The sequence below is a fragment of the Chryseobacterium cucumeris genome (assembly GCF_001593385.1).
In the GTDB taxonomy this organism is placed as follows: Bacteria; Bacteroidota; Bacteroidia; order Flavobacteriales; family Weeksellaceae; genus Chryseobacterium; species Chryseobacterium cucumeris.
Genome location: NZ_LUVZ01000023.1, coordinates 578,600 through 600,957 on the forward strand (window position 1 = coordinate 578,600; position 22,358 = coordinate 600,957).

The window sequence follows — 22,358 nt, forward strand, 5'->3', positions numbered from 1 at the left end:
TTATTCTATCTGTTTTGAATGTGATTAATTTTAATACAAATTGATATTATTTAGTAAAAAATAAATTAAATTTAATTTTACTTGTTGATTTTGGGATTTATTGGTAGAAACAATAGGATTTTATTTGATTGAAAATGGCTTGGAGACCCTGAAATTAAAAAAAAGATGATTTTTTTTTATATAACTAATGAGTTGGTGAAATAGCATATAAGTATGAATTTATCTATATTGTTGAAATTCAACTGTGAAATAATGTTATTTTTTCACGATTAAATGAGTTTTATATTATTATTTTTACTAATTTGACAAAAAATTAATAACACTTTTTTAATAACTATGAAAAACAACACCTATTTTGGTAGGCAGCACATCTTCAGATGGCTCCTGCTATGTTGGCTTCTGGTACCCTGGGTACTACAAGCTCAAGCTCGAATTACATGGACCGCTCAGGTCGGATGCCAGGAATTCCGTGGCGAAAAAGATGGTCAGATCCCTGACAACGGAATCGCTTATTCCTACATCAATTCATCCCAATGTCTCCGGGTCTGTGAGCAATCAACCGTAAAATACGAGATTCAGGGACCGAATGTTTCCAATGTCCAATGGACGGTTTCAGGAGGTACAGCAGCTATTTCAGGACCTGCGAATACCGTAGCGAATGTAAGCTGGGGAGCAGCGGGGAACGGATCTTTACAGGCGGTTATCACCTACAATGACGGAACTGTGGAAACCCAGACCATTTGTATCGAAAAGATTAACAGGCCGATTGCTAAATTTGAAATGTTAAACCTGACTGATACTGTATGTAGGAATACAACGATCTATTTTGATAATCTTTCTGAACAGAACGGTGGATCGGATATCATTAACTACTTCTGGGACTTTGGAGATGGTACAACTTCTACCGCTTTTGAGCCGTCTCATTTGTATGCTAATCCCGGAAACTATACAATTACTCTGACGGTTACCAACAAGTGTGGCTGCCAGGATAAAATTAAAAAACAAATCAAGGTATTAAAAGCTGATCCTGTACAGATCAACTGTGCTTCCGTAGTATGTGAAGGCAGTACTGAAAAATACAATGTACAGGATGGATGCAACAAAGGACAATGGAAAGTTATCGGAGGATCAATTGTCAACATTAACGGTAATGAAATTGAAGTGGTTTGGGATCAGGTAGATCCGCTTGAAGGCTTTGGATATGTAATGTACATGTCAGAATGTGCATGTCCTGAGTGGACGACAATTAAAATTCCTGTAGTTTTAAAAAATGCAAAAATTAAAGGACAGGGAGTGATATGTACTGGCAGACAGTATACTTATTCAATTCCTCAGTGGCCAACAACCAAAGTTAACTGGAATGTGACAGGTCCTGCGGGAGGTCTGCTGACGAATACTCAACAGAGAAACGAAATTGTTTTCTCCGCAAATCAGCCAGGGACTTATCATCTTACAGCAAATTATTTTAATACTTTATTGGGATGTGAAGGACAGGCTTCTATAGATATCGTAGTAGAAGCACCAGTATTGGTAAGTGGTGGTGTGGATGAAATCTGTGCCGGAACAAGCCAAGGATTTACAGCTGTCCCTAATGTACCGGTGATCTGGAAAGTAACAACAGGAGCATCTACGTATACTTCTCCACCCATGACAGGAATATTCAACTATAACTTTGCTACGGCAGGAACATATACTGTGACGGCTACCAAGCAAGGTGGAGGTTGTGAAAGTAATGGAAGAATTATTAAGGTATTACCAATTCCACAGGCACCTAACGGAACCATTTCCGGAGAAACAAAAGTATGTCCTGGAAAACCTTATGTTTATACCATCAGTTCAGTGGATCCCGGAATGGTACCGGTTTGGACTGTTACCAACGGAACTATTCAAGGAAGTAATGCAGGACAATCTGTTACGGTGATATTTAATGCCGGCGCAACGTCATATACAGTGTCTGCACAGAACAAATCTATCAGCAGTGCAGCATGTCTTTCAGCTCCGAAAACGTTTAACGTAACTAAAATAGACCTTAGTACTATTGTTATTAATCCAAAACCAGGACCTTTCTGCCCAAGCAGTACTCAAACTTTCAGTGCTAACCTGAATGGTATTGTTCCTGACTTTATGGAATGGTCGTTTGCCAGTTCCAACTTCGGAAGTGTAGTAGGCGGACAGGGTACAGCTAATATTACCGTAAACTTCAACGAGATTTCTTCAACGAGTACTACTGATCTTATTCTGAAAGTAGTAAAATGTGGAGTAACACAGATTATTACTATGCCGGTATCTTTAATTACGCTTCCGGTAGTAAGCTTTACCAATGTTGGCGGAATTTGTTTAGGATCAAATCTTACTTTTACAGTAAATCAGGGAACTATTACTTCAGCCACAAGTGTTACTTTCACTTTTGCTGGCGGAACGTTTACGACAGCCTTTAATCCGTCTGGGGTTTACAGCTTCCCGAATAACGGATATATCCAGAATAATTCAGGAAATAATGTTTCCCACACAGTTACTGTAACTTATGCAGGTACTAACGGATGTAATTATAAACCTACTGCAAGTGCTAATTTTATTGTATATCCTGAAACCATTATTACTGTTTCTCCGGTATATAATATTGCAGTTTGTGATCCTACCACAATGACACCGTATACTATTACGGCTAACAGCTCTACAGGACTTACCAATATCATATCCTGGCAATGGTATAAAAATAATGGTATTATATCTGGTGCAACTACCAACTCGTATACCATCTCAGGAGCAGGTGCTTTTGGAACGTATAGAGTGCAGGCTGTAGATATTAACGGTTGTGTGGTTTCTTCACAGAATATTAATGTAACACAATCATGCCCGAGCAGTGGAAGTTGTACAGCAAATCCTCAGATCAACTTCGTGCCGGCATGGACTGCTTGTAATAACATTACGGTTTCTGGTTTAACGTACAATGGAACTCCGGATGAAATCCAATGGTTGTCTGATACTTTCCTTACTTTAGTTTCAGGTCAGGGAACAGCTTCACCGGTATATCAGACTAATCTTGCAGGAGCACATCTTGTTTTTGTACGCCTGAGATACGGTTCATGCTGGTACAGCAAAGGGGTAGAAGTGAGAAAGAACTATGAACCTAAATTCAATATCAGTACAGTATGTAGTGGAAATGGTTATAGTGTAACACTTTTTAATACTTCTACAATATTTGAAATCAATCCGGCGTCTATTACCTACACGTTCACTTCGCCGGGACAGCCTACCCAAACAGGACAGTCTGCTACTTATAATCTTGCGCCAGGTACTTATACCTTTACAATGACGGTTTCTGCACCAGGGAAGCCAACATGTACTACTACGCAGACTATTACATTAGCTCCTATTCCTGATACATCTTTCTTGGTTCCAGCCTGGTTGTGTGCCCGTTCGCCTATAACATTCAGTCCAATAAATTATGTTCCCGGAAATACCTACACATGGATTTTTGATGGTACATCTTATATTACGACAGGATCAGGTGCTACAATAACGTATAATACAGCAGGAACAAAAACCATTCAGCTGAAAATTAAAACACCTATGGGATGTGAATATACTTCTGCTGTCATTGGTGTGAATGTAAAAGAAGCTACTCTGGATGGTACTATAGCACCTCCTTCTCTTGTGGCTTGTATGGGAAGTGCTCCTAATATTGTATTTACCAGTACACTTGGATCTCCTAGTCAGTATATCTGGATGAATGGCTCTCAGCCTGTTGCAGGTGCACCAAACTCTCCGGTATTCACACCTACGCAATCTGGTAATTACTGGCCTGTGCTGGTATCATCAGATGGATGTACAACAAGTATTATGAGTACCAAAGCAATCCCGGTAACGCTTAAAAATCCTCCATATGTAAATATATCAGGAACAGCGAATATCTGTGAAGGATCTTCAACGGTACTTACCGGTATTGTAACGGATAACACCTTAGAATATCAGTGGAAAAAAGGAAATTCTGTGATTGTACCATGGGCTTCTTCTCCTTATCCTATTGCTATAAGTACAGGACCATTATCTGCTGGTACTTATGTGTATACGCTGGAAGTAAGAACTCCGGGTACATCAGGATGTACAAGCAGCAAAAGCTTTACAGTTACTGTAAATAGCCCGCCGGCACCGATTTCTGTAACCTATAGTATGGTAGGTTGTCAGCCTTATCAGGTGATGTTAACAGCATCAGGGCCGTCTGCAGGAGTTTATAACTGGAGCAACGGAATGACAGGTCAGTCTATTACAGTAAATGAAGGTGGTGCTTATCAGGTTATCTACACGGCACCAAGTGGATGTAAGGTTGTAGGTAATGTACAGGTTCCATTAAGCCTTGAAAGTCTGATGTGGGTATTCCCAACAGGATGCTATGATGAATGCCTTAGAAAGAACTATGTTTTAGGACCAAAAGGAGTCTTCGATCATCATGATTGGCTGTTGTTTGGAAACAGCATCCAGAGTGGAAACAATGATTATATTTATCCGTTGTACATTGGTGCTGCAGGAACTTATCAGTTGCAGATTGACCATCTGGGATGTCAGTTTACTTCCGGAACCATGAATTACTATCCGGGTAAAGAATGTGGATACGAAACAGAATGTAAACTGGAAGCAAGTATCAAAGACATGAAATGGGTTGGAGATCACTATAATGTGTATGGTGTGATCTACAATGGCGGAAGCCAGCCGATAAGTCTTACCGTTTCAAGTCTTAATGGATTTGGAATTTATCTTCCTTCTATTATTACAATTCCTGCTGGTGGAGTGTATGATATGAACGCTAATCCATTGGCATTCTATCCAAACTCAAACTTCCAGGGTGCGGATGAGATTTTATTCTCCAATGAAACATGTAAGTTTACTACCAAAGCGGTAGATCCTAACTGGATGGGGATGAAAAATGCAGGAAGAAGTGTGACGGCAACTTCAGTTTCTTCTCTGAAAATGACACCAAATCCTGCGAAGGAAAAAGTGAAAATCTCGTATAATACGGGCAATGAAAAATTACTGGCAAAACAGGTTACAGTTTTTGACGCCATGGGCAATGTCAAATTCCGTAAGGAACTGAAAACGGCTTCCGGAGAGGTAGACGTGGAGGTTACCAGCTGGCTGCAGGGTGTTTATATTGTTATCGTACAAACGGGAGACACCTCATTACAAGGAAAACTAATTAAAAATTAGTAGCTTATAAAGCAGTGTTCTCTTCGGAGAGCACTGTTTTTTTATAGTATGTGATAATTAAATGAAATTTTATGATACGATTAAAAAACAAACTTTGGGGATTACTTCTGATAGTACCAGGATTATCTTTTAGTCAGGCTTATCAGTGGCAATGGGGAAAACAGGCAGGAGGATTAACAGGTTCAGCTGATCCGGGTTTTCATTATGTCTTTGATGAATCCATAAGGGATATTGTAGTAGACAACAACAATAATACCTATTTTCTTGCCACCATGCGTGAACAGGAACAAAATCTGAATGGCGCTTCTGTAACCAATTACGGTCTTAGTGATCTTTTTCTGTTCTCTGCTGATTGCGCAGGAAATATACGATGGTCCAGGCCAATAGGCGGTTCAGGAGATGGAGAAAATGCATGGCATATTAAAGTAGATAATAATGGTGGATTATATGTGTTGGCAACCCTTTATAACAATTCATATGCAGGAGATCCTAATGCTGTTCCTATGCACTTTGATGATACTCATACACAACCGCTGTATACTTATTATGATCAAACGATAGAACCGGCCCATAAAGCGGCTTTTCTGTTAAAATACAATACTTCGGACGGTACACTGGCATGGAGCAAATCTTTACAGGGAGATGTTAATTATTTTTCCCGCATGTGCGATGTTCAGATGATGTATATGGATTCTTCCAAAAATATTCATGCTGTAATGGGATTCAGAGCAGGAACACATCTGAATGGATTAATTACAGTGCCTTCAACCTTCACATCAACCTATCAGTATTATGCGGTCAAGTTCAATTATGATAACGGAAATATGACCCCCGCAACTCCTTTGTTACTTCCTATTACAGGAGATGCAATAAATATTGTAGGTAGAGAGGGAAAAGTGAATGTAGTATACGATGAAAGTTTGAATCGTTATTATATTGCTGGTAAAAGAATGGATCCTGGATTCAGTAATCTGGTTGATCTTTCCTATAATAATGTTCCCTTTACAAAAGCGGCTTATGTGTTTGCTTTTGATGGTACTACCGGAGCTGAGGTATGGAGAAAAGAACTTAATAACGGTACAACGAGTACTGATGATGAAATTCATTCTATTATCAAAGATCCCGTAACTTCAGATATTTATATTTCAGGACGGTATTTTAACGGAATAACAGTGCCTGCAACTTTCGGAACTTATACATTTCCTCTGAGAAGTTATGTGGAAGCCGTTCCGTTTGTTATGAAAATGAATGCTGCGGGTGCAGTACAATGGGCAAAAACTCCGGAAGCAATGTCTGGTCTTCAGTTTGGTTATCGTTTTACCAAAGGAACAATTGCCATTAATGGAAATGAAATAGCCTTTGCCAAAGGAAGCTGGTCTGATGTCTGGGGAAGCTATGCAATGGTACGTCCTGATGGAGACAGATCTGATCCTTTACTGGTGAGACTTAATAAAGATACGGGAGCGGTCTTGGGAACAGGAGAAATCCGTAGTAACTATTATGTTATAGATGAATTTACAGCAGTTGCTGCAGATAACGATGGCAATTACGTAGTGGGAGGTTTTTTTCACGATCAGCTATTTACGGATGCCAATGATAATGTCAACACAATGGCGGTTAATGTAGCAGGAGGGAAATCTCAGTCTTTTTTTACAAAATTTGCTAAGTCAACGTGCAGCCAGATGTCAGTAGAAGAAACGGCTGCTCAGGCAGGAATGCAATTATACCCTAATCCGGTTCAGGATGTATTGATGATCAAAAGTAAAGAGCCTTTGGTTTCTTATGAGATCTTTGGAGCAGCAGGACAACTGGTCAAGCAGGGAACTTTGAATATGATGCAGGAACAGATCGTATTATCTTCTCTTCAGACAGGAGTATATTACATTAAACTACATACAAAATCTTCAACAGTAACAGAAAAGATACTGAAGAAGTAAAAAAACAAAACTGAAAATTAATAACCTTATATATAAAACGGTGTTTTCCAGGAGAGGACACCGTTTTTTTATTGAAAAATATCGGTTTGTTCGCAATTTTACAATTTTTGGGTTTGAGGAATGTTTTGCTTTGTATAAAAATTTTACAATGAAAAAAATACTTATTCTAAGCTTATTATTACTTCTTACTTCATGGTCTGATGCCCAAAATAAAGATCTTAAGCCGGTAAGGAAGGTTATAGAAGCCAGTAATGCAATCTACGCGGAACTTGCCAATAAAAATGACGGTTCCATTCTTAGCAGATATACTGATGATGCATGTCTTTTTCCACCCAATGCCGCCCCATTATGTGGAAAAGAGCAAATACTTGATTTCTTTAAAAACGGCCCGAAAGTACATGTTAAGTTTATGATTCAAAATCTGTATGGAGATGGCAGAACCTCAGTAACCGAAGAAAGTTATTATGAGATGACAGATTTAAAGGGCAACAAACTGGACGATGGAAAAGTGATCGTTATCTGGAAGAATACAAAAGATGTCTGGAAGATGCACCGGGACATGTTCAGCAGTAATCATCCTGCAAAATCAAACTAAAAACCAATATTAACAGCCTGTTGGAGATCAGTGTCGTTTTTGATCAGCGAATGTCTGGATGCAGAAGGGGTAATGCCAGTGAATTTTTTAAACTCTTTGATAAAATGAGCCTGATCATAATATCCGCAGTGGTAAGCTATCGTTGTGAGTGATTCCGGGGTGTTGAGAACCATTGGCAGACTTTTGTTAAATCTTGTTACTGAAGCAAAAGAAGAAGGGCTTATGCCCATATTCGTAAGGTAAAGTTTTTGAATATATCTTTCCGATAGCCCTGAGCTTTGTGTTATAACAGGCAAATTCAATACATTCTGATTCATGAAAAGCTGCTGATTAAGCGCGTGGAGGATGGCCACTTTTTTAAGATGAGATTCATTTTTTTTCAGCTTTTGAAGAAAATACTTTTCTAAAACATTTATTTTTGAACAAAGATCCCCTGTATCCATAATGCGGTCATACAAATTTCTGTTTTCACTCCCCGTTACATCATACATATCAGTGGCATAGTTCGTGAATTCTGAAAGAGGGTCAGAAAAAAATAAAGTAGCGGCATGCGGAAATATCCTCGCAATAAGCACCGAAGTCCCTTTCGCTGCACTAAGCCGGGTGGGAAGTGTGAGATGTCCCAATAATTCTATATCGGGAGTGTTTTTGTGTTGGCCATTGATAACAGTAGCGGCAAAACCACCGGAAATATTGATAATGAGATCTATATATCCACTCGGATAAAATACTTCATCTCTGAGATCCTTATCAATGGTAACAACGGTGTAACTTTTTATATAAGGTGCAAGGCTGGCGGATGGTGAAATCTGCATAACGGTTAATCAGATTAATTCGTTGACGATTAGCTTGTTCTAAGTTAGGAATAAATACGATATGAAGAGAAAAGATCAACCTGGAAATTAAATTTCCATAATAAAACTTATCGTAATTTTTGTAACGGAGGTTTTGAAAAACCTATTCCGTATTTTTGTACGGAATTAAGCGGCTAAACTGTTTATTCCAATATATGAGCAATATGTTTTCTGATCATCATCAGGTAGGTGTGGTTTCTTCTTTTTCTGAACTTGTAAATACCCGTTTTCAGGGCGTTATGAATGCCATTTGCTGGCACAGGAATTTAGTGGGTGACTTTAAAGAAATTGTCACAAAGCTTCTGCTGAAAGATAATATTACGGAAGTTTCCAGTGAAGATCTTTTAGCATTGGAATTGTCAGAAGAGGGGAGTATGGCGAGAGAAATTATTTTAAATGACCTGCAGTTATTAACAGATTTCGGCGCATCTCCCGTCCTTAATTTGCTTAAATGTTATGAACGCGATGAGGAGCTCGGTTTTATTTCAACAGATGTGTACTCCTATCATGTCGACCGTTCACCTGTCGGGACGGATACTTTTCTTTGTACTTATCACGGGACGGCAAGTGATATCATAGCTAATGATCAGGTGGAACAGAAAATTTTAATTCCTGAAATCCGGGAACAGCTCAGAAAATTACATGACGGTACTGAAGATGAATTTGAAGACTTCCTGAAAGAGTATTTCTTTGATCTTCATTATCAGCCTAAGCCTCATGCAGAACCTGTCAATTTAGGGGTTGGTCATCTTTGGCGCATTGCAGTAGATCATCCTGATCAGGAAGCATTGCCTTGTGTTCACAGAGCACCTGTCGAAAATGATGGAGAGTATAGACTGCTGTTGATCTGTTAACTGATCTGTTATATCTTCAACGATACAAAAATCCAATATCAGAAAGATGTTGGATTTTTTTTATGATTAATCATAAAGTCGTGCTTTTAATTGTTTTAAATATTAAAAATAACAGGCAGTAAATCAGTTGATTGAATTATTTTTTTTAATCCCAAGCAAGGATATGGAAATTCTGTATTTATATAGATGAGTACTCAATACAATATTTTTTAATCAAAATAATAAATTCAAAATCAAAATGAAAAAATTCAATCATGTAAAATTGATATCAATGCTTGTGGTCTTACTGGCTATTCCTTTTGTTCTGGCAAGCTGCAGTAATGATGATGATGCTCCAAAACCTAACCCTGTGACGATCAGTTTTGATGATCTTAACGGTGAATACACTGGAAAAGCTGGGATATCCCAGGGAACTGTGAACGGAGAAACGGCGGTTGCTTTTTCGGCCAAGAAAAACCTGATTTCCTATTCGGAATTTCCTATGAAAGAGGTTATTTACTCAGTAATTTCTGATCCTGCGAAAGCTAATCAGGCCTTAACAGCCATCGGAAAAATAAAATATGACCTGGATTATACTGCGGTTCTATATCAGTATAAAAAGGAGATAGAACTTAATCTTCTTCCTAAAGAATTAACTGTTCAGGTTCCTGTGGATGGAGTAAGCAAGAAAGTGGTCATAACATTTACGGCTTCCAAAAAAGGGTTGTTTACCAAGCAGAACACACAAAATATGAATTTTGAACTGCTTGCAAGTAAAATAACCGTTGAAGGAACGGCTGTCAATCCTTTCAATCCTATAAAATATAATTTTCAAATGCTGAAGAAATAGATGCAGTGAGAATATTGTACAGATGCACTTAGACAAGTGCATCTGTTTTTATTTTACCTTCTTGATTACCATTTGATTTTTATTTTGGGAACTACTTTTTTTATTTCTTTGGCTACATTAGTTCCCGCTTTTCCCAGTTCGTTGCTTATGTTTCTGACCACTTTTACCGCTTCATGATTTTTCCCGGGGCCATATTGTAAATCATGCACGGTAGTATTCCATGTTTTGACGATATCGTTATTAGGACCAAACTGACCTTTTAAAGCGTCTCCAATTTGATTTAGTCCTTTAACGATCGTATTATTTTTTCCGAAACATCCATTATCACCGCCAACTCCGTTTGTTAGACATTTATTTAATTCACGATAGGTTAACTGGCCGCCCGCACATCCTGCAAATGCATACGGCTGTCCTCCGGTGCTTACCGCGCACTCAACGGCTATCTGGGCTTCTGTATTCAGATTAAGTTTACTTGCTCCATAACACACGGCAGTTCCCATAAAAGATATTTCGCCACTGTTGGCCTGATCTTTAAAGCAGGAAACTAATTGCTTGAGTTCAGGATCGTTTACTTTATCAGCAAAACAAAGGGGATACATTTCATAATTGCCGCCATATTCTTTATAGCACTTCAACATATCCTGAGTAATCTGCTTTTCTTTTGAACCGCCTAAAATACTCAGCATACAAAGACTCTGTTCCTCCATGGTTGCCGAGTTTTTGGCACATTTATAAATTTCAAGTTCTTTCTGTCCTGCCATATTCGTTACCATACAGTCCCCGAATTTCATCTGATTTAATGATCCGTCAAAATTCAAAGAATTTTTATAACAGTCCACGGCATTCTGCTCACTGGTCATCATGACATCCCCATAAGGTTTTTGCTCGTCAATAATCTGGGTAGGTAGCGGTCTTAGTCCTTCAGCGGTTTCAATTCCTATTTGATTATCATACGTAGGTTTTGGCAGATACATAACTGGCGGAGGAGGAACAGGAATATTGGAATAACCCACGACGCGGTATCCATATCTGTAATCCAGCTCTATAATGTTTTTATTGAAATCCAGGAAAAAAGCCTTTTGATAGGGAACAGCAGACGGTAAGCGCAGATAATTAATTCCGGTCTGATCATATACGGCCTGGCCGGCATTTCCCGGATTGCCATCCTGAACAATTACGCCCGTATTATACATCGTAAAAGACTGACCATAAGTAGTCAAAAACATCTGCCCGATAGGATAAACCTGTGCCAACAGGAAGGAACAGAAGCTCATCAGTGAAATCAGTACACTTAAAATTGATAGTTTTTTAATAATTGCGTTCATGATACTTATTTTTGATAAAGGTACCCCCGCAGACCAATATCAAAACATTACCCTTTTTCGCTATTTTTTTTAAGTTGAAGAGGTAGTCAATTTCTGAACGATATAAAAAGTGTTAATAATTCGATTTTGAAGTGAAATTTTATGTATTTAAATTTGTAAGAAACCATATTGCATGAATACTGTAAAACTCGGAGATGAATTTGAAGACAAATCTTACAACATTATTGAACAAGCATTAAAAAATAATGACTTAGGACTTATACCAAAATATTGTAAAATTTACCGAAAGAAGCCTTATTATTCTTTTAGAAGAAAAGCAGATATTATTTTTGATTTAGCTATTGAGGTCACTCCTCCAAAAGCAAAGAATCCTACCTTATTATATTTGATTGAATGTAAAAACTATACAAGTGCAGTACCTGTTAGTGATGTCGCCACATTTGCTGAATATATAAGTCAAATAGAAGGCTTTGCAATAAAAGGAGTTTTTGTTTCTAATAATCGTCTACAAAGTGGAGCGTTAGAAACTGTTAAATCCTACGGTATGATGTTGATTGAAGTAAATGATAGTGAATACAATATCCTTTTACATAGAACTGATAATCTGAAGAATCAAAATGAAAAAGATATTGAACTGGATGAAAAAATCAGAAAAACCATCGAAAATGCACTACTACCGAAAAAAATAGAAGGATTAAAACAATTTTCAGCGCAGCAAATACAAAATATAGCAAACACATTTCTGAATGAATTTGATAGTTCTATCTTGGCAGGTGCATATAAATTAGATTTAAAACAACTAACCACTTATTTAGAGAAGAAATATCAACTCAAAGTAGAATATGTTAATCTTTTAAATAATGATGGAACAAAATTGTTGGGTTATTTTGATTCAAAAAGCAATAAAATTTTAATCGATTATACAATAGTGGGTACAGAGCGTTTCCCATTCACTCTGGCACATGAAATTGCTCATTTCGTTTTACACAGAAATCTTAAGATGAATCAAACTGTTTATAATAATTTTAAAGATTCAGTGCATAATATCTTTACTCAGCAATATGAATTGAAAAATGATAAGAATTGGATTGAATGGCAGGCTAATAGTTTTGCATCTGCAATTTTAATGCCTCATACTTCAATATTAGCAAGACTAATAGAAGTGCAAAGAAGAATGGGAGTTAGTAGAAATCAAGGTACAATTTATGTTGACCATCAAGAACAAAATAGAAAAGATTTTCACACTTATATAAACTATTTATCCAATTATTTTGGAACGAGCAAACAAAGTGTTGAATACAGATTAAAATCATTAAGCATTATAAAAATGCCCAAAGATGTTAAAATTAATTATGCAAGTGAACAAGAAAGGATAAGGCAAGAATCTATTAGAAGAGCAAATGAATTTATGAGTCGAAACTTCTATGATTAAAATAATTTTTGTATGAATACAATTTTACAGATAATACTTCTTACCGTTATATTTTCAAATTCAATATTTTTAATGTTGGGAAAAAATATATCGTCCTTTAAAATATTTAAATTAAGTTGGATTATCGCATTAATAGATATTTTAGTAATCTTATTCTTTTTTGAACTAAAGCAATCTATTATCCTTTATATTACCTTTACATCAATTATAGTTGTATTTACTTTAGGGCTAAGAAGTTTTGTAAATAGTTATAGTACTAATACGTTGCAAAATCATGATAATAAAAAACGACTTGTCAATTTCTTCGCCTATTTTTTACTCTTCTTTTTAGTGATGCTTACAATTGGCGTTATGAAAAATCTTTTATTTGATACACCTTTAGAATAAATGATTTAAAATTATAAAATATTTGTTTTGCAAAACAAAGTCAGTAGACTTCGGAAAGCGTGAGTTATGTGTGGATAGACTTAAATAAATTTAAAAAACAGCCTTGAAAGGGCTGTTTTTATGTTTTTGGATTTGAATTTTTTGATTGTGATAGAGGAAATTGGATCTACTTTCGATAACGGAAATAGTATTACAAGAATAACAAAAAGAAAAAATTAGTCTTTACTTTAATGTTGGTAGTATCAACGCTTTATTTTTGCACAAGAAACGGGAAAAGACAAAAAATGTGATTTACCAGCAAACTGTCTAGAACCTACGCCAGATAAGAAAATCCAATCTTTTTTGAAAAAAGTCGATGCAACTATTGAAGACCTTAGAAAACATGTTGCACTAGATAATGACTGCAACGAAAGTGATGTTTTTATACATTTCAGAACAGAAAGCAAATGGGATTTACGATTTATGTACAAATGGTAAGCTTATGAAGTATAAAAGGATGGGATCTGTGTTTATGAAAAATAACCAAACCCCTTTTGATGTACCAAAATGATGTTACATATACCACAATTAAAATTTAAACCGTACGGCATTTGGGATGATGTCTCATTTGTTTCGATACTGTTCGCGTATTTCATTTTGTATATCGGTTGCGCATATTACCTCATGAGATCTTTAAAACTCACCATAAATGCAGTCCAAAAGTATTTCAAAAAAGGGAAATGCTAAATAGCTCAAAACCTTTTTTTAATACGACATGTTTTGAAGTTGATGCAAAATATATTTGTAACAGTTAAGACGAGAAAATTTGCTTCAATAAATCTTTTTAATGTGAAAAATTTGTCTCGAATAGTTTAATTTTTAAATTTGCAAAAAAACAAAAATGATGAAACTCTTAAATTTAAGAGCAGATAATTTCGAGCTTGGTAATTATCTGCTAAAAAAGCATACATGCTACAAATTGTAATAATATCATTAACAATAAAAATCTATTTGTCGTTGTATGTAAAGTACAAATGAGATAAAATTATTTTGAACAAATGAAAAATTTAAATCTATTTAAAATAGCTATTTTCAGCCTATTAGCTTTTACAACCTCCTGTCGTGAAGAACTTACCGACACATCATCTGATAAAACTAATATAATTGATCAAGCGGCTGTAAAAAATGGAAGATTATATTTTCCAAACAAAGAATCATTATCCGCTACTTACAAAAACCTAAAAAAAGAGAACCTTGAATCAGTTCAAAATTTTATTGACGAGAAAGGAATTGAGTCTTTAGTTCCAGTCATTACTCAAAAAAATGAAAATAAAGTTATTTCTGAATTAAAATCTAGGAACGGGGAATGGACTTGATGTAACAAGCTATAAGTGGAATTTTTCAAAACCTGATGCTGTAGCAGTTAGTATGTATGGAATAGCCAAGAAAAATGGAGCTTGGCATGGAGTAAAACTTAACGCTAATTAAAATTATGAAATATTTTTTTCTTGTATTTTTCCTTGCAATTACCTCTTGTATTTCAGATGAGAATTTAAGGTTACAATCGAACTCTAAATATCAAGGGAATTACATCGGAAACTTTAAGGGAGATTTATCTGGCGAAATAAAATTTAACGTATCTGATACAGGTAACATGGAAGGAACGATATATTATACTACTTCCAATATTTCTGAAAGTATATCAGGATATGTAATGATTAGTGGTAAATTTGATGCAACTACAAAAGCTGGATTAAGTTTTTCAGGATATTTAAATGATAAATCAATGAATGGTAAATGGACAAAAGGTAATCTCACTGGGAATTATGAATTTTATAAAAAATAATATGATGAAAAAAATATTTCTAATTTTATTAGTATTTACTGTAACCCTAATGTATTCGCAAGAAAAATCATCAATAAAAAAATCATTCTTTGGAGTTCAAGCTGGACTTTTTGGTGCAAATGTCTATAATGAAGTCAATCTTTCTGAATAATTTACACTTAGAAGTGAGATCGATTTGAATGCGGGGATTTGGGGAGGAGATTTGTACTCTAAAACAGGTTTTGCATTAGCACCTGCTTTGTCCGTAACTCCCAAATGGTACTACAATATTAATCAAAGGCATAATAAAAGCAAGAATACTAAGTATAATTCCGCAAACTATCTTTCTGCAAAACTTGGATTCGTTCCTGATTGGTTTGTTATTTCAAATGTTGATGGAATAGAAGTAAATCCAATGATTTCATTGATTCCTACATGGGGATTAAGAAGAAATTTTGCAAAAAATTTCAATTATGAACTTCAATTAGGATTAGGAGTGGGTAAAATTTTAAAATCTGACTATTCACTTCAGGTAGTTCCTAATTTAAGTTTTAGGATTGGGTATGATTTTTAAAATCAATATAAAAAGACAGGCTTTAATTAGTCTGTCTTTTTTATAGAAATTAATCCTTTAAAGTTTTAAATACAACTAGGTTGCAAGTCATAATATTGACTATATTATTTAATTCAAATAAATATGCCACTCTATCTCTCTATTTGGATCCCATTTCATCTATTATGTTGAGATTTGAGATATACACCGCTCCGCAAAGTCTCCTGACTTTGAGTCAGTAATAAAGCTCCAAACTTCGGAAATTTCAAACGAAGGACTTCAATAAACAAAAAAAAACAGCCTAAAAAAGGCTGTTTTATATTTTGAATTTAAAATTCTTAAAATATGATAAAGAAGGTTGGATCTACTTCCCGATACAGCATCTATAGAAGTCTTTATTGATGGTGGTTTATACCATACAAGGTGTACAAAAGTGGTACAAGATAAAGATGCTGCAACATCTTTTTTTTCTACTTTTCCGCACGCATCTCATCACAGTAAATGATTGTAAACCAATACTTTAAAATACTTCACGATAAATTTAAAAATACATTTGTACTACTTTTGTCCACCTCCAACCTTATAAAATATTGAAAATTAAATAATTAACAATTCCCGACTGCAACGGTGATATTTTATATATTTCGCCAGTACACCTCAATTTTCATCAATTTTAGAAAAAAATAAGTTCAGAATTTCAACAAATTATAGCTCAGTTTTTATATCTATCTAACTTCTTGGAAAGCATTTCGTAACTCGTCTTTATATATCGCAATTTTAGAAACAACGCAACTTTCAAAATTTGCAATAATATGTCTACCCCACAAACAGTACTCATTTCTAACATTATCTAATTCTAAGACTTTAGTACACTCTGCTTCTAGCCAAACTTTTAGACCATCATCATTAATTTTACCCATTTCTCTTGCTGCGCAAGCTAATTCAATATTCTTAATAATTTCATTTAATTTAACCTGACGGGCTGCCAACAAAGGATCTCTATATAATTTCAATATATCAACTGTCTTTTCTCCTTTTTCACCGATACCCTGTATTTGTCCTACGTCATTAAATGTCAAATAAGGAGTCGGATCCTCATACTCCGGATTAATTAATAATGGTTCTTCATCTAATAAGGGAGATTGATTGGCAATACAATGTGTTCTGTCAAATGAAAGTGGTGAATTTCCTATTGGGTTTATTGCTCTGGCTCTATTGTTGAAATCAACTAAAGGAAATCTATTACCTTTTGCATTTTTACCATTACAACTTGGACAAGATAACAAAAGGTTGCTCCACTCCAAACCCAACCAATAATAACCAGGGTGGGATAAACTATTATTATCAATTTCATCGACTTTAGCCTTTGGTCTAAAATGTTCAACCTGTAAAGTCGCTACGTGATCAACATATGATTCACAATAATAGCATTTTGGTTTATCACCCGCATCAAGATTATCTTTATGCACAGAAAATGCTTTAAGCTTATTAACTACAACTTCATCTTTATAATAAGTAGTATTGTACTTATCACCATTCATTTCTGCAACTGCGCGCTCAATTTGCCTAAATGTCCCAGGTCTTGTCAAAGGTTCGGGAATATCATTGTAATCTTTTCTAGTTATCTGAATCATTATCTATTCCTAATTGTATAGTTCGTTCCGTGATCTTTCTATTCAAAATTTTATAAAATGCGGCTTCTTGATAATCGTTCTCTGTTATCAAACTCTCATTTGGATTATGTTGAACATTAATTATGGAATCAAAGCCAAAAATAGGTGAGCTTAAAATTGTATTAGGTAATAGATTTGAAATGTCTATATCTAACATTGTCGCTTTGATATTATTATTCTGATCTCTTTCAACCGTAATGAATACACTCTCTTCAGGTGCACCAATAAAAGGTATTGGACTATGGGAAGAAACAATAAATTGAATATTAGGAAATGTTCTTGAGAGGTTTATTACTAATTCTTTTTGTGCTTTAGGATGAAGGTGTAAATCAATTTCATCTATAATAACAATCCCTCGTAATTCTGCTGGATCAAGAATGTCAGATTGTTGATTGAAAAGACGAATCAGAATATCACCAAGCATCGCAATAGTACTCTTTGTACCAGTTGATAATTTTTCCCAAACTAAAGAATATTCTTGATTCTGATCATTAGTAAAAATGTACTTTGTAATTTTTTTGTTATTTTCAATGGTAAATCTAATATCAACTAAATTATGAACAACATCAATTATTAAAGACTTAATATAATATTCTCTTTTTTGAAAAAGATTCTTTTCCCGCTTTGATCCAGACCTCCAAAACTCAAACTGTTTGTCAATACTTAATAGTGGAGTTCCTACCTTAAATAAAGATTTGAAAGACTCTTCTTTATTTAATTCTTTTTTAAATTTAGCCTTATTCATCTTATCTACCACCATATCAAGTCTATAAGGACCATACATTGCCAACCCTTGAATGTATGGTTTTCTTTTACCTTTTACTTCACCATTTCCAATTCTATTGTATTCTTGTAATTTATTTTTATAAATGAAGTTGGCAATAACTTTAAAATTAGGATTTTCTTCAAATTCATTTTTTGACAACATTCTATTTCCCAATGTTGTTGCCATTGCTCGTAAAAGGTTCGTTTTACCAGATCCATTCTCACCTGTTAAAAATATCCACTGATTTTTTTTGTTTTTTATTTCAATCGATAAGTCATTTATTAATCCATAATCTTTTATATTAATTGAAAATAATTTCCAAGGCTTATCCTCTTTGATAACAAATTCATCTTCATTATCAATCTCTTGCTTGCGTTTTCTATACTGCCTAATTTTATTATGTCTTTTTAGAAATTCTTCTGAACTTAAAAATGAAATTTCATTTTCACTTGATCCCATCATCTCAAAAAAATCAGAATTACTCCTAATAATATCATCAATATTTTCTTTATCTGTGTGCAGGAAAAAATCAAAAACAGACTTGTAATCGTTTAGATCATATATGCGATTACTGTATTCAGAAAAAACATTATCATACTTGATGATATATTTTTTACCAATTTTTTCTAAATTTAGTGTTCTTTCTAAAAAATATCTTTCAATAAATTCTTTCTTGATAGTAGAATCTGAAACATTAATTTCCAAGGTGCATTTTCCCTTGCTATCAATTGTGAAACATATATTCGGAGTTCTATTTTTCCAATCCATCCCTTCCCAAAATGATATTGCTAAATAGTTTTCATTTCCGTAAAACCAATACCCTTCTTCCAATCTATTTGCATGATTACTTTTTCTAAAAGTAAATTTTAGTTCAGAATTTCTTTTCCTTTGTTCAAGCAGATATAAATATAATTCTTCATGAACTTCAACAAGATCCAGCATATTTTTTATTTTAAAATTTTAATAAAATCTTCTACAAAAATGAATAAGAATAAACATGCTGATAAACAGCAATACTTTTTAAGCTTACTTCTTCATCAGTATATTTATTTTCGGGAAGCCATAGTAACTGTTCATATATGGTAGCTTTTATACTGGCTTTTACTTCACGAATTTCTTTCCAGTGAGGAATATTTAACTTTTCATTTTTGAGAATTTCTAAAGTTTGTGCTGCCACTTTCTTCACTTTTTCTCTTTCTTCTTTATCCAAATTTTTATCCTGAATTAAAAGATCAAAAATGGATAAGGTAGGTTCATCCAAATTTTCTCGATAAGCTCTTTTTTCTTCTTGTGACAGGGATTGAACAAATGCTGACAATTGCTCAAAACTGCGTACAAGTTCTACTTCAGATTTACCATTATTGTAAGCTTCGATAATTTCTTTATAACGTTCATAAAACTCTAAACGTAAAGGATTCTCTTTAAGCATCTGTTCTAATTTTTGTTCCACAGCTTTATTTAGATCATATACTAATTCATTTTTTCTAGGGATTTTCTCAAATGCTTTTTTTAATGCATCAATATTTAAATTAGACAAATCTATCATTGTATAGGGATTTTCCTGAACAGTATCGACCACAACGGAATCATTGACCACACTCTGTAAACGTAAAATAATCTCTGTAACATCAGCACTTTTTACTTTTTGATTGAGTTTACTGTAAATGGCATCGATAGCGTTATATTGTGGAGTGAATTTTTTTGCCTGTTTTTCAGGAAAAAGTGCTTTATACTTTCTAAATACGTTTCTAGCCGCTATCTCAAATTTAGCACGGGACTCGTCATTTCTACAAACAGCATTCGCTCCATTATTTACTGCCGCAATTTTTCCCATAGCTGTAGCTTCAATTAAAGTATCTAAATTAAAGTTTTCTTCTTCTAACATTTTCACTACTTCATCAATAGCTTCCTTGATTTCGTCAGACATTGCTTCTAACTGCTCGAATGGTTTTTGATTATCATTCTCATCCCCTTTTTTACCTTTATCTCCTTCTCCGTAGACAGCATAAGCTTTTTCTAATTGCTGATACACATTACCATAATCAACAATAAGCCCGTTTTCTTTTTCATCATCATACACTCTGTTTGCTCTGGCAATGGTTTGCATTAAAGTATGTCCTTTAATCGGCTTATCAAGATAAACTGTTGAAATAGCAGGCGCATCAAATCCTGTTATCCACATCGCACATACAATTGCCAATCGGAATGGATGCTCTTCATCTTTAAATTCTTTTTCAAGATTTCTTTCAACCATTTTGCGACGATGCGTTTCAATATCCAAATTGATTTTTTTGAATTTATCAATTTCATTTTGTTCTGAACTAATGACAACACAAACCTCTGTTGAAACAACTAAGTTATATTTACGTTTTAATTCCTGCTCTTCCTGAAGGTCTTTTGATTCTGCAATTTTTTGTTCCAGTTCGGTCAGATATTCTGGCCAATATTCCATAATGTAATCATACATCCGAACCGCTGTTGGCTTATCAAGTGCTACCAACATTGCTTTCCCCTGATAACCTCTTTCATTAAAATGCCAAACCAAATCTTTAGCGATCTCTCTCAGACGCGATTCTGCAGTAAGTATCGGGTATTCTTTTTTAAATAGATAAGCTAATTTCTTTTGTTGATCTTCATCAAGATTTTCATTTTCAAGAATCTCAGCCATTTGTTCATCCAATGCAGGATTATCAATATTTAGTCGCTCTCCACGATTCAAATATTTTAATGGAAGGGTTGCTTCATCTTCAATTGCTCTTTTAAAGTCATATACAGAAACATATTCTCCAAAGATATTCTTTGTGACTTCCTGCTCCTCTTTAATAATAGGAGTTCCGGTAAATCCTAAATATGAAGCATTAGGCAAACCAAAAAATCTCATATTTCTTGCATATTTACCCCCTTGTGTACGGTGTGCTTCATCAGAGATTACAATAATATTTTTCCTTTCGGTAATAAGAGGATATTCTTTCTCTAATTCAGGATCAACAGAAAACTTGTGTATTAATGAAAATACATACCTGTGATTTTCGCTTAATAATTCTCTCAGATGATCTCTACCCGTTACACCTTTCTTTTTACCTGCAATGATATTTTTATTATTAACAATTCCAACACCTGAAAATGTATCGTAAGCCTGGTTTTCCAGCTCTGTGCGATCGACAACAATCAAAAATGTATAAGAACCTCCAAACTTGCGATGTATCTTCTCACAAAGAAAGACCATGGAATATGTTTTACCTGAACCTTGAGTATGCCAGTATACTCCTAATTTCCCTTCGAGATCATCTATATTCTGTACATTTTCCAGAACCCTGTTTACTCCAATAAACTGATGGTTCTTTGCCATTAGCTTTACAATATTTCCATTGCTTTCATCGAATAGTAAAAAGTTCTCGAAAATATCCATCAGGTTTTCAGGATCGCATGTTCCTCTAAGCATTGTATCTAAACTTACAATTCCTTCAGCATCTTCTGTTATACGTTTCCAATCAAGAAAATATTTATACGGACTGGTTACAGTACCCACTTTAGCATCTGTACCGTTGCTTAAAATTACAAAGGCATTGTGATAAAATAAATGAGGGATTGTATCTTTATAATCCTTGAAATTATCTTCATAAGCAGAGCGTAGATCAACGGCATGAGATTTAAGCTCAAAGAATACTAATGGAATACCATTTACAAAACCAATCACATCAGGACGACGATTATGCAACTCACCACTCACTTCGAATTGTCGAACAGCCAGAAAATGATTGTTTAGATAATCTTTGTAATCAAATATTCTTAAAGTTTTCTTTTGGGTTTTGCCCTCCTCATTTGTAAACGAAACCTCAACGCCATTTTTTAATAATTGGTATTTGGCTTTATTTTGCTGAGCAATAGTTTTATCTGCTTCTTTTTGAACAATTTTTTCTAAAGCTCTTGTATATGCTAATTCCGGAAGGTCTGGATTCAACTGCTGTAAAGCCTCTAAAACATATCGTTCTAAGATTACTTCTCCTTTATTCTCACGACCTAATAATCCTTCTGTTCCAAAACTTTCATTTTTCCAGGCTGTAGTAACTTCCCAACCAAGTTCTCTTAAAACTTCTTCGGTAGCGTTTTCTATTAATGCATCTTCTGAGTATTCGTAGGACAT

Annotated in this window: 16 protein-coding genes; 11 read left to right on the forward strand and 5 right to left on the reverse strand. The window is 34.7% G+C overall.

Annotated elements, in window-relative coordinates; genetic code table 11:
- Nucleotides 1–336 precede the first annotated feature (336 nt).
- The 3 genes from A1704_RS15005 to A1704_RS15015 all read left to right on the forward strand — a co-directional run bounded on the left by A1704_RS15005 (nt 337) and on the right by A1704_RS15015 (nt 7,737).
- Nucleotides 337–5,205, forward strand: coding sequence for a PKD domain-containing protein (locus A1704_RS15005; protein ID WP_062674727.1), 4,869 nt, complete (start codon nt 337–339; stop codon nt 5,203–5,205).
- Between the two features lie 71 nt (nt 5,206–5,276).
- A complete protein-coding gene (locus tag A1704_RS15010) occupies nt 5,277–7,142 on the forward strand; it encodes a T9SS type A sorting domain-containing protein (RefSeq protein WP_062674729.1) in 1,866 nt (621 codons plus the stop codon).
- 148 nt (nt 7,143–7,290) lie between these two features.
- Nucleotides 7,291–7,737, forward strand: a complete 447-nt coding sequence (locus A1704_RS15015) for a YybH family protein (protein WP_065119634.1) — start codon at nt 7,291–7,293, stop codon at nt 7,735–7,737.
- Here the strand turns inward: A1704_RS15015 and A1704_RS15020 are convergent.
- On the reverse strand, nt 7,734–8,552 hold the full coding sequence (locus A1704_RS15020; RefSeq protein WP_062674733.1) for a helix-turn-helix transcriptional regulator: 819 nt from the start codon (nt 8,550–8,552) through the stop codon (nt 7,734–7,736). The genes A1704_RS15015 and A1704_RS15020 overlap by 4 nt on opposite strands.
- 194 nt (nt 8,553–8,746) lie before the next feature.
- Between A1704_RS15020 and A1704_RS15025 the strand changes: the two genes are divergently transcribed.
- Complete coding sequence (locus A1704_RS15025) at nt 8,747–9,445, forward strand: hypothetical protein (protein WP_062674735.1); 699 nt, start codon at nt 8,747–8,749, stop codon at nt 9,443–9,445.
- A gap of 238 nt (nt 9,446–9,683) precedes the next feature.
- The gene (locus A1704_RS15030) at nt 9,684–10,274 is read left to right on the forward strand and encodes a DUF4840 domain-containing protein (RefSeq protein WP_062674737.1); all 591 of its coding nucleotides are present in this window, start codon (nt 9,684–9,686) and stop codon (nt 10,272–10,274) included.
- Between the two features lie 65 nt (nt 10,275–10,339).
- Here the strand turns inward: A1704_RS15030 and A1704_RS15035 are convergent, their stop codons facing one another.
- Entirely contained in the window at nt 10,340–11,599 is a 1,260-nt protein-coding gene (locus A1704_RS15035) for a hypothetical protein (protein ID WP_062674740.1), read from the reverse strand.
- Between the two features lie 172 nt (nt 11,600–11,771).
- Between A1704_RS15035 and A1704_RS15040 the strand changes: the two genes are divergently transcribed.
- The 6 genes from A1704_RS15040 to A1704_RS15060 all read left to right on the forward strand — a co-directional run bounded on the left by A1704_RS15040 (nt 11,772) and on the right by A1704_RS15060 (nt 15,796).
- The gene (locus A1704_RS15040) at nt 11,772–13,031 is read left to right on the forward strand and encodes an ImmA/IrrE family metallo-endopeptidase (protein ID WP_062674742.1); all 1,260 of its coding nucleotides are present in this window, start codon (nt 11,772–11,774) and stop codon (nt 13,029–13,031) included.
- A 12-nt stretch (nt 13,032–13,043) separates the two neighbouring features.
- Nucleotides 13,044–13,418, forward strand: a complete 375-nt coding sequence (locus tag A1704_RS15045) for a hypothetical protein (protein WP_131797519.1) — start codon at nt 13,044–13,046, stop codon at nt 13,416–13,418.
- A 342-nt stretch (nt 13,419–13,760) separates the two neighbouring features.
- Entirely contained in the window at nt 13,761–13,895 is a 135-nt protein-coding gene (locus tag A1704_RS25015; protein WP_262486818.1) for a hypothetical protein, read from the forward strand.
- Nucleotides 13,896–14,455: 560 nt separating this feature from the next.
- Nucleotides 14,456–14,773 (forward strand): hypothetical protein, encoded by a 318-nt coding sequence (locus A1704_RS15050; RefSeq protein ID WP_062674746.1) that lies wholly within the window; start codon nt 14,456–14,458, stop codon nt 14,771–14,773.
- 116 nt (nt 14,774–14,889) lie between these two features.
- Nucleotides 14,890–15,243 (forward strand): hypothetical protein, encoded by a 354-nt coding sequence (locus tag A1704_RS15055; RefSeq protein ID WP_062674747.1) that lies wholly within the window; start codon nt 14,890–14,892, stop codon nt 15,241–15,243.
- 175 nt (nt 15,244–15,418) lie between these two features.
- A complete protein-coding gene (locus tag A1704_RS15060; protein WP_062674749.1) occupies nt 15,419–15,796 on the forward strand; it encodes a hypothetical protein in 378 nt (125 codons plus the stop codon).
- A 704-nt stretch (nt 15,797–16,500) separates the two neighbouring features.
- Here A1704_RS15060 and A1704_RS15065 read toward each other — a convergent pair.
- From A1704_RS15065 to A1704_RS15075, 3 genes are read right to left on the reverse strand one after another with little or no spacing between them, the layout of a single operon-like run.
- On the reverse strand, nt 16,501–17,409 hold the full coding sequence (locus tag A1704_RS15065) for an HNH endonuclease family protein (protein ID WP_062674751.1): 909 nt from the start codon (nt 17,407–17,409) through the stop codon (nt 16,501–16,503).
- Nucleotides 17,393–19,156, reverse strand: coding sequence for an AAA family ATPase (locus A1704_RS15070; protein ID WP_062674753.1), 1,764 nt, complete (start codon nt 19,154–19,156; stop codon nt 17,393–17,395). Before A1704_RS15070 ends, A1704_RS15065 begins: the two co-directional genes overlap by 17 nt.
- A 31-nt stretch (nt 19,157–19,187) precedes the next feature.
- Nucleotides 19,188–22,358 carry a type I restriction endonuclease subunit R gene (locus A1704_RS15075; RefSeq protein WP_062674755.1) on the reverse strand — a complete coding sequence of 1,057 codons (3,171 nt, stop codon included), beginning with the start codon at nt 22,356–22,358 and terminating at the stop codon, nt 19,188–19,190.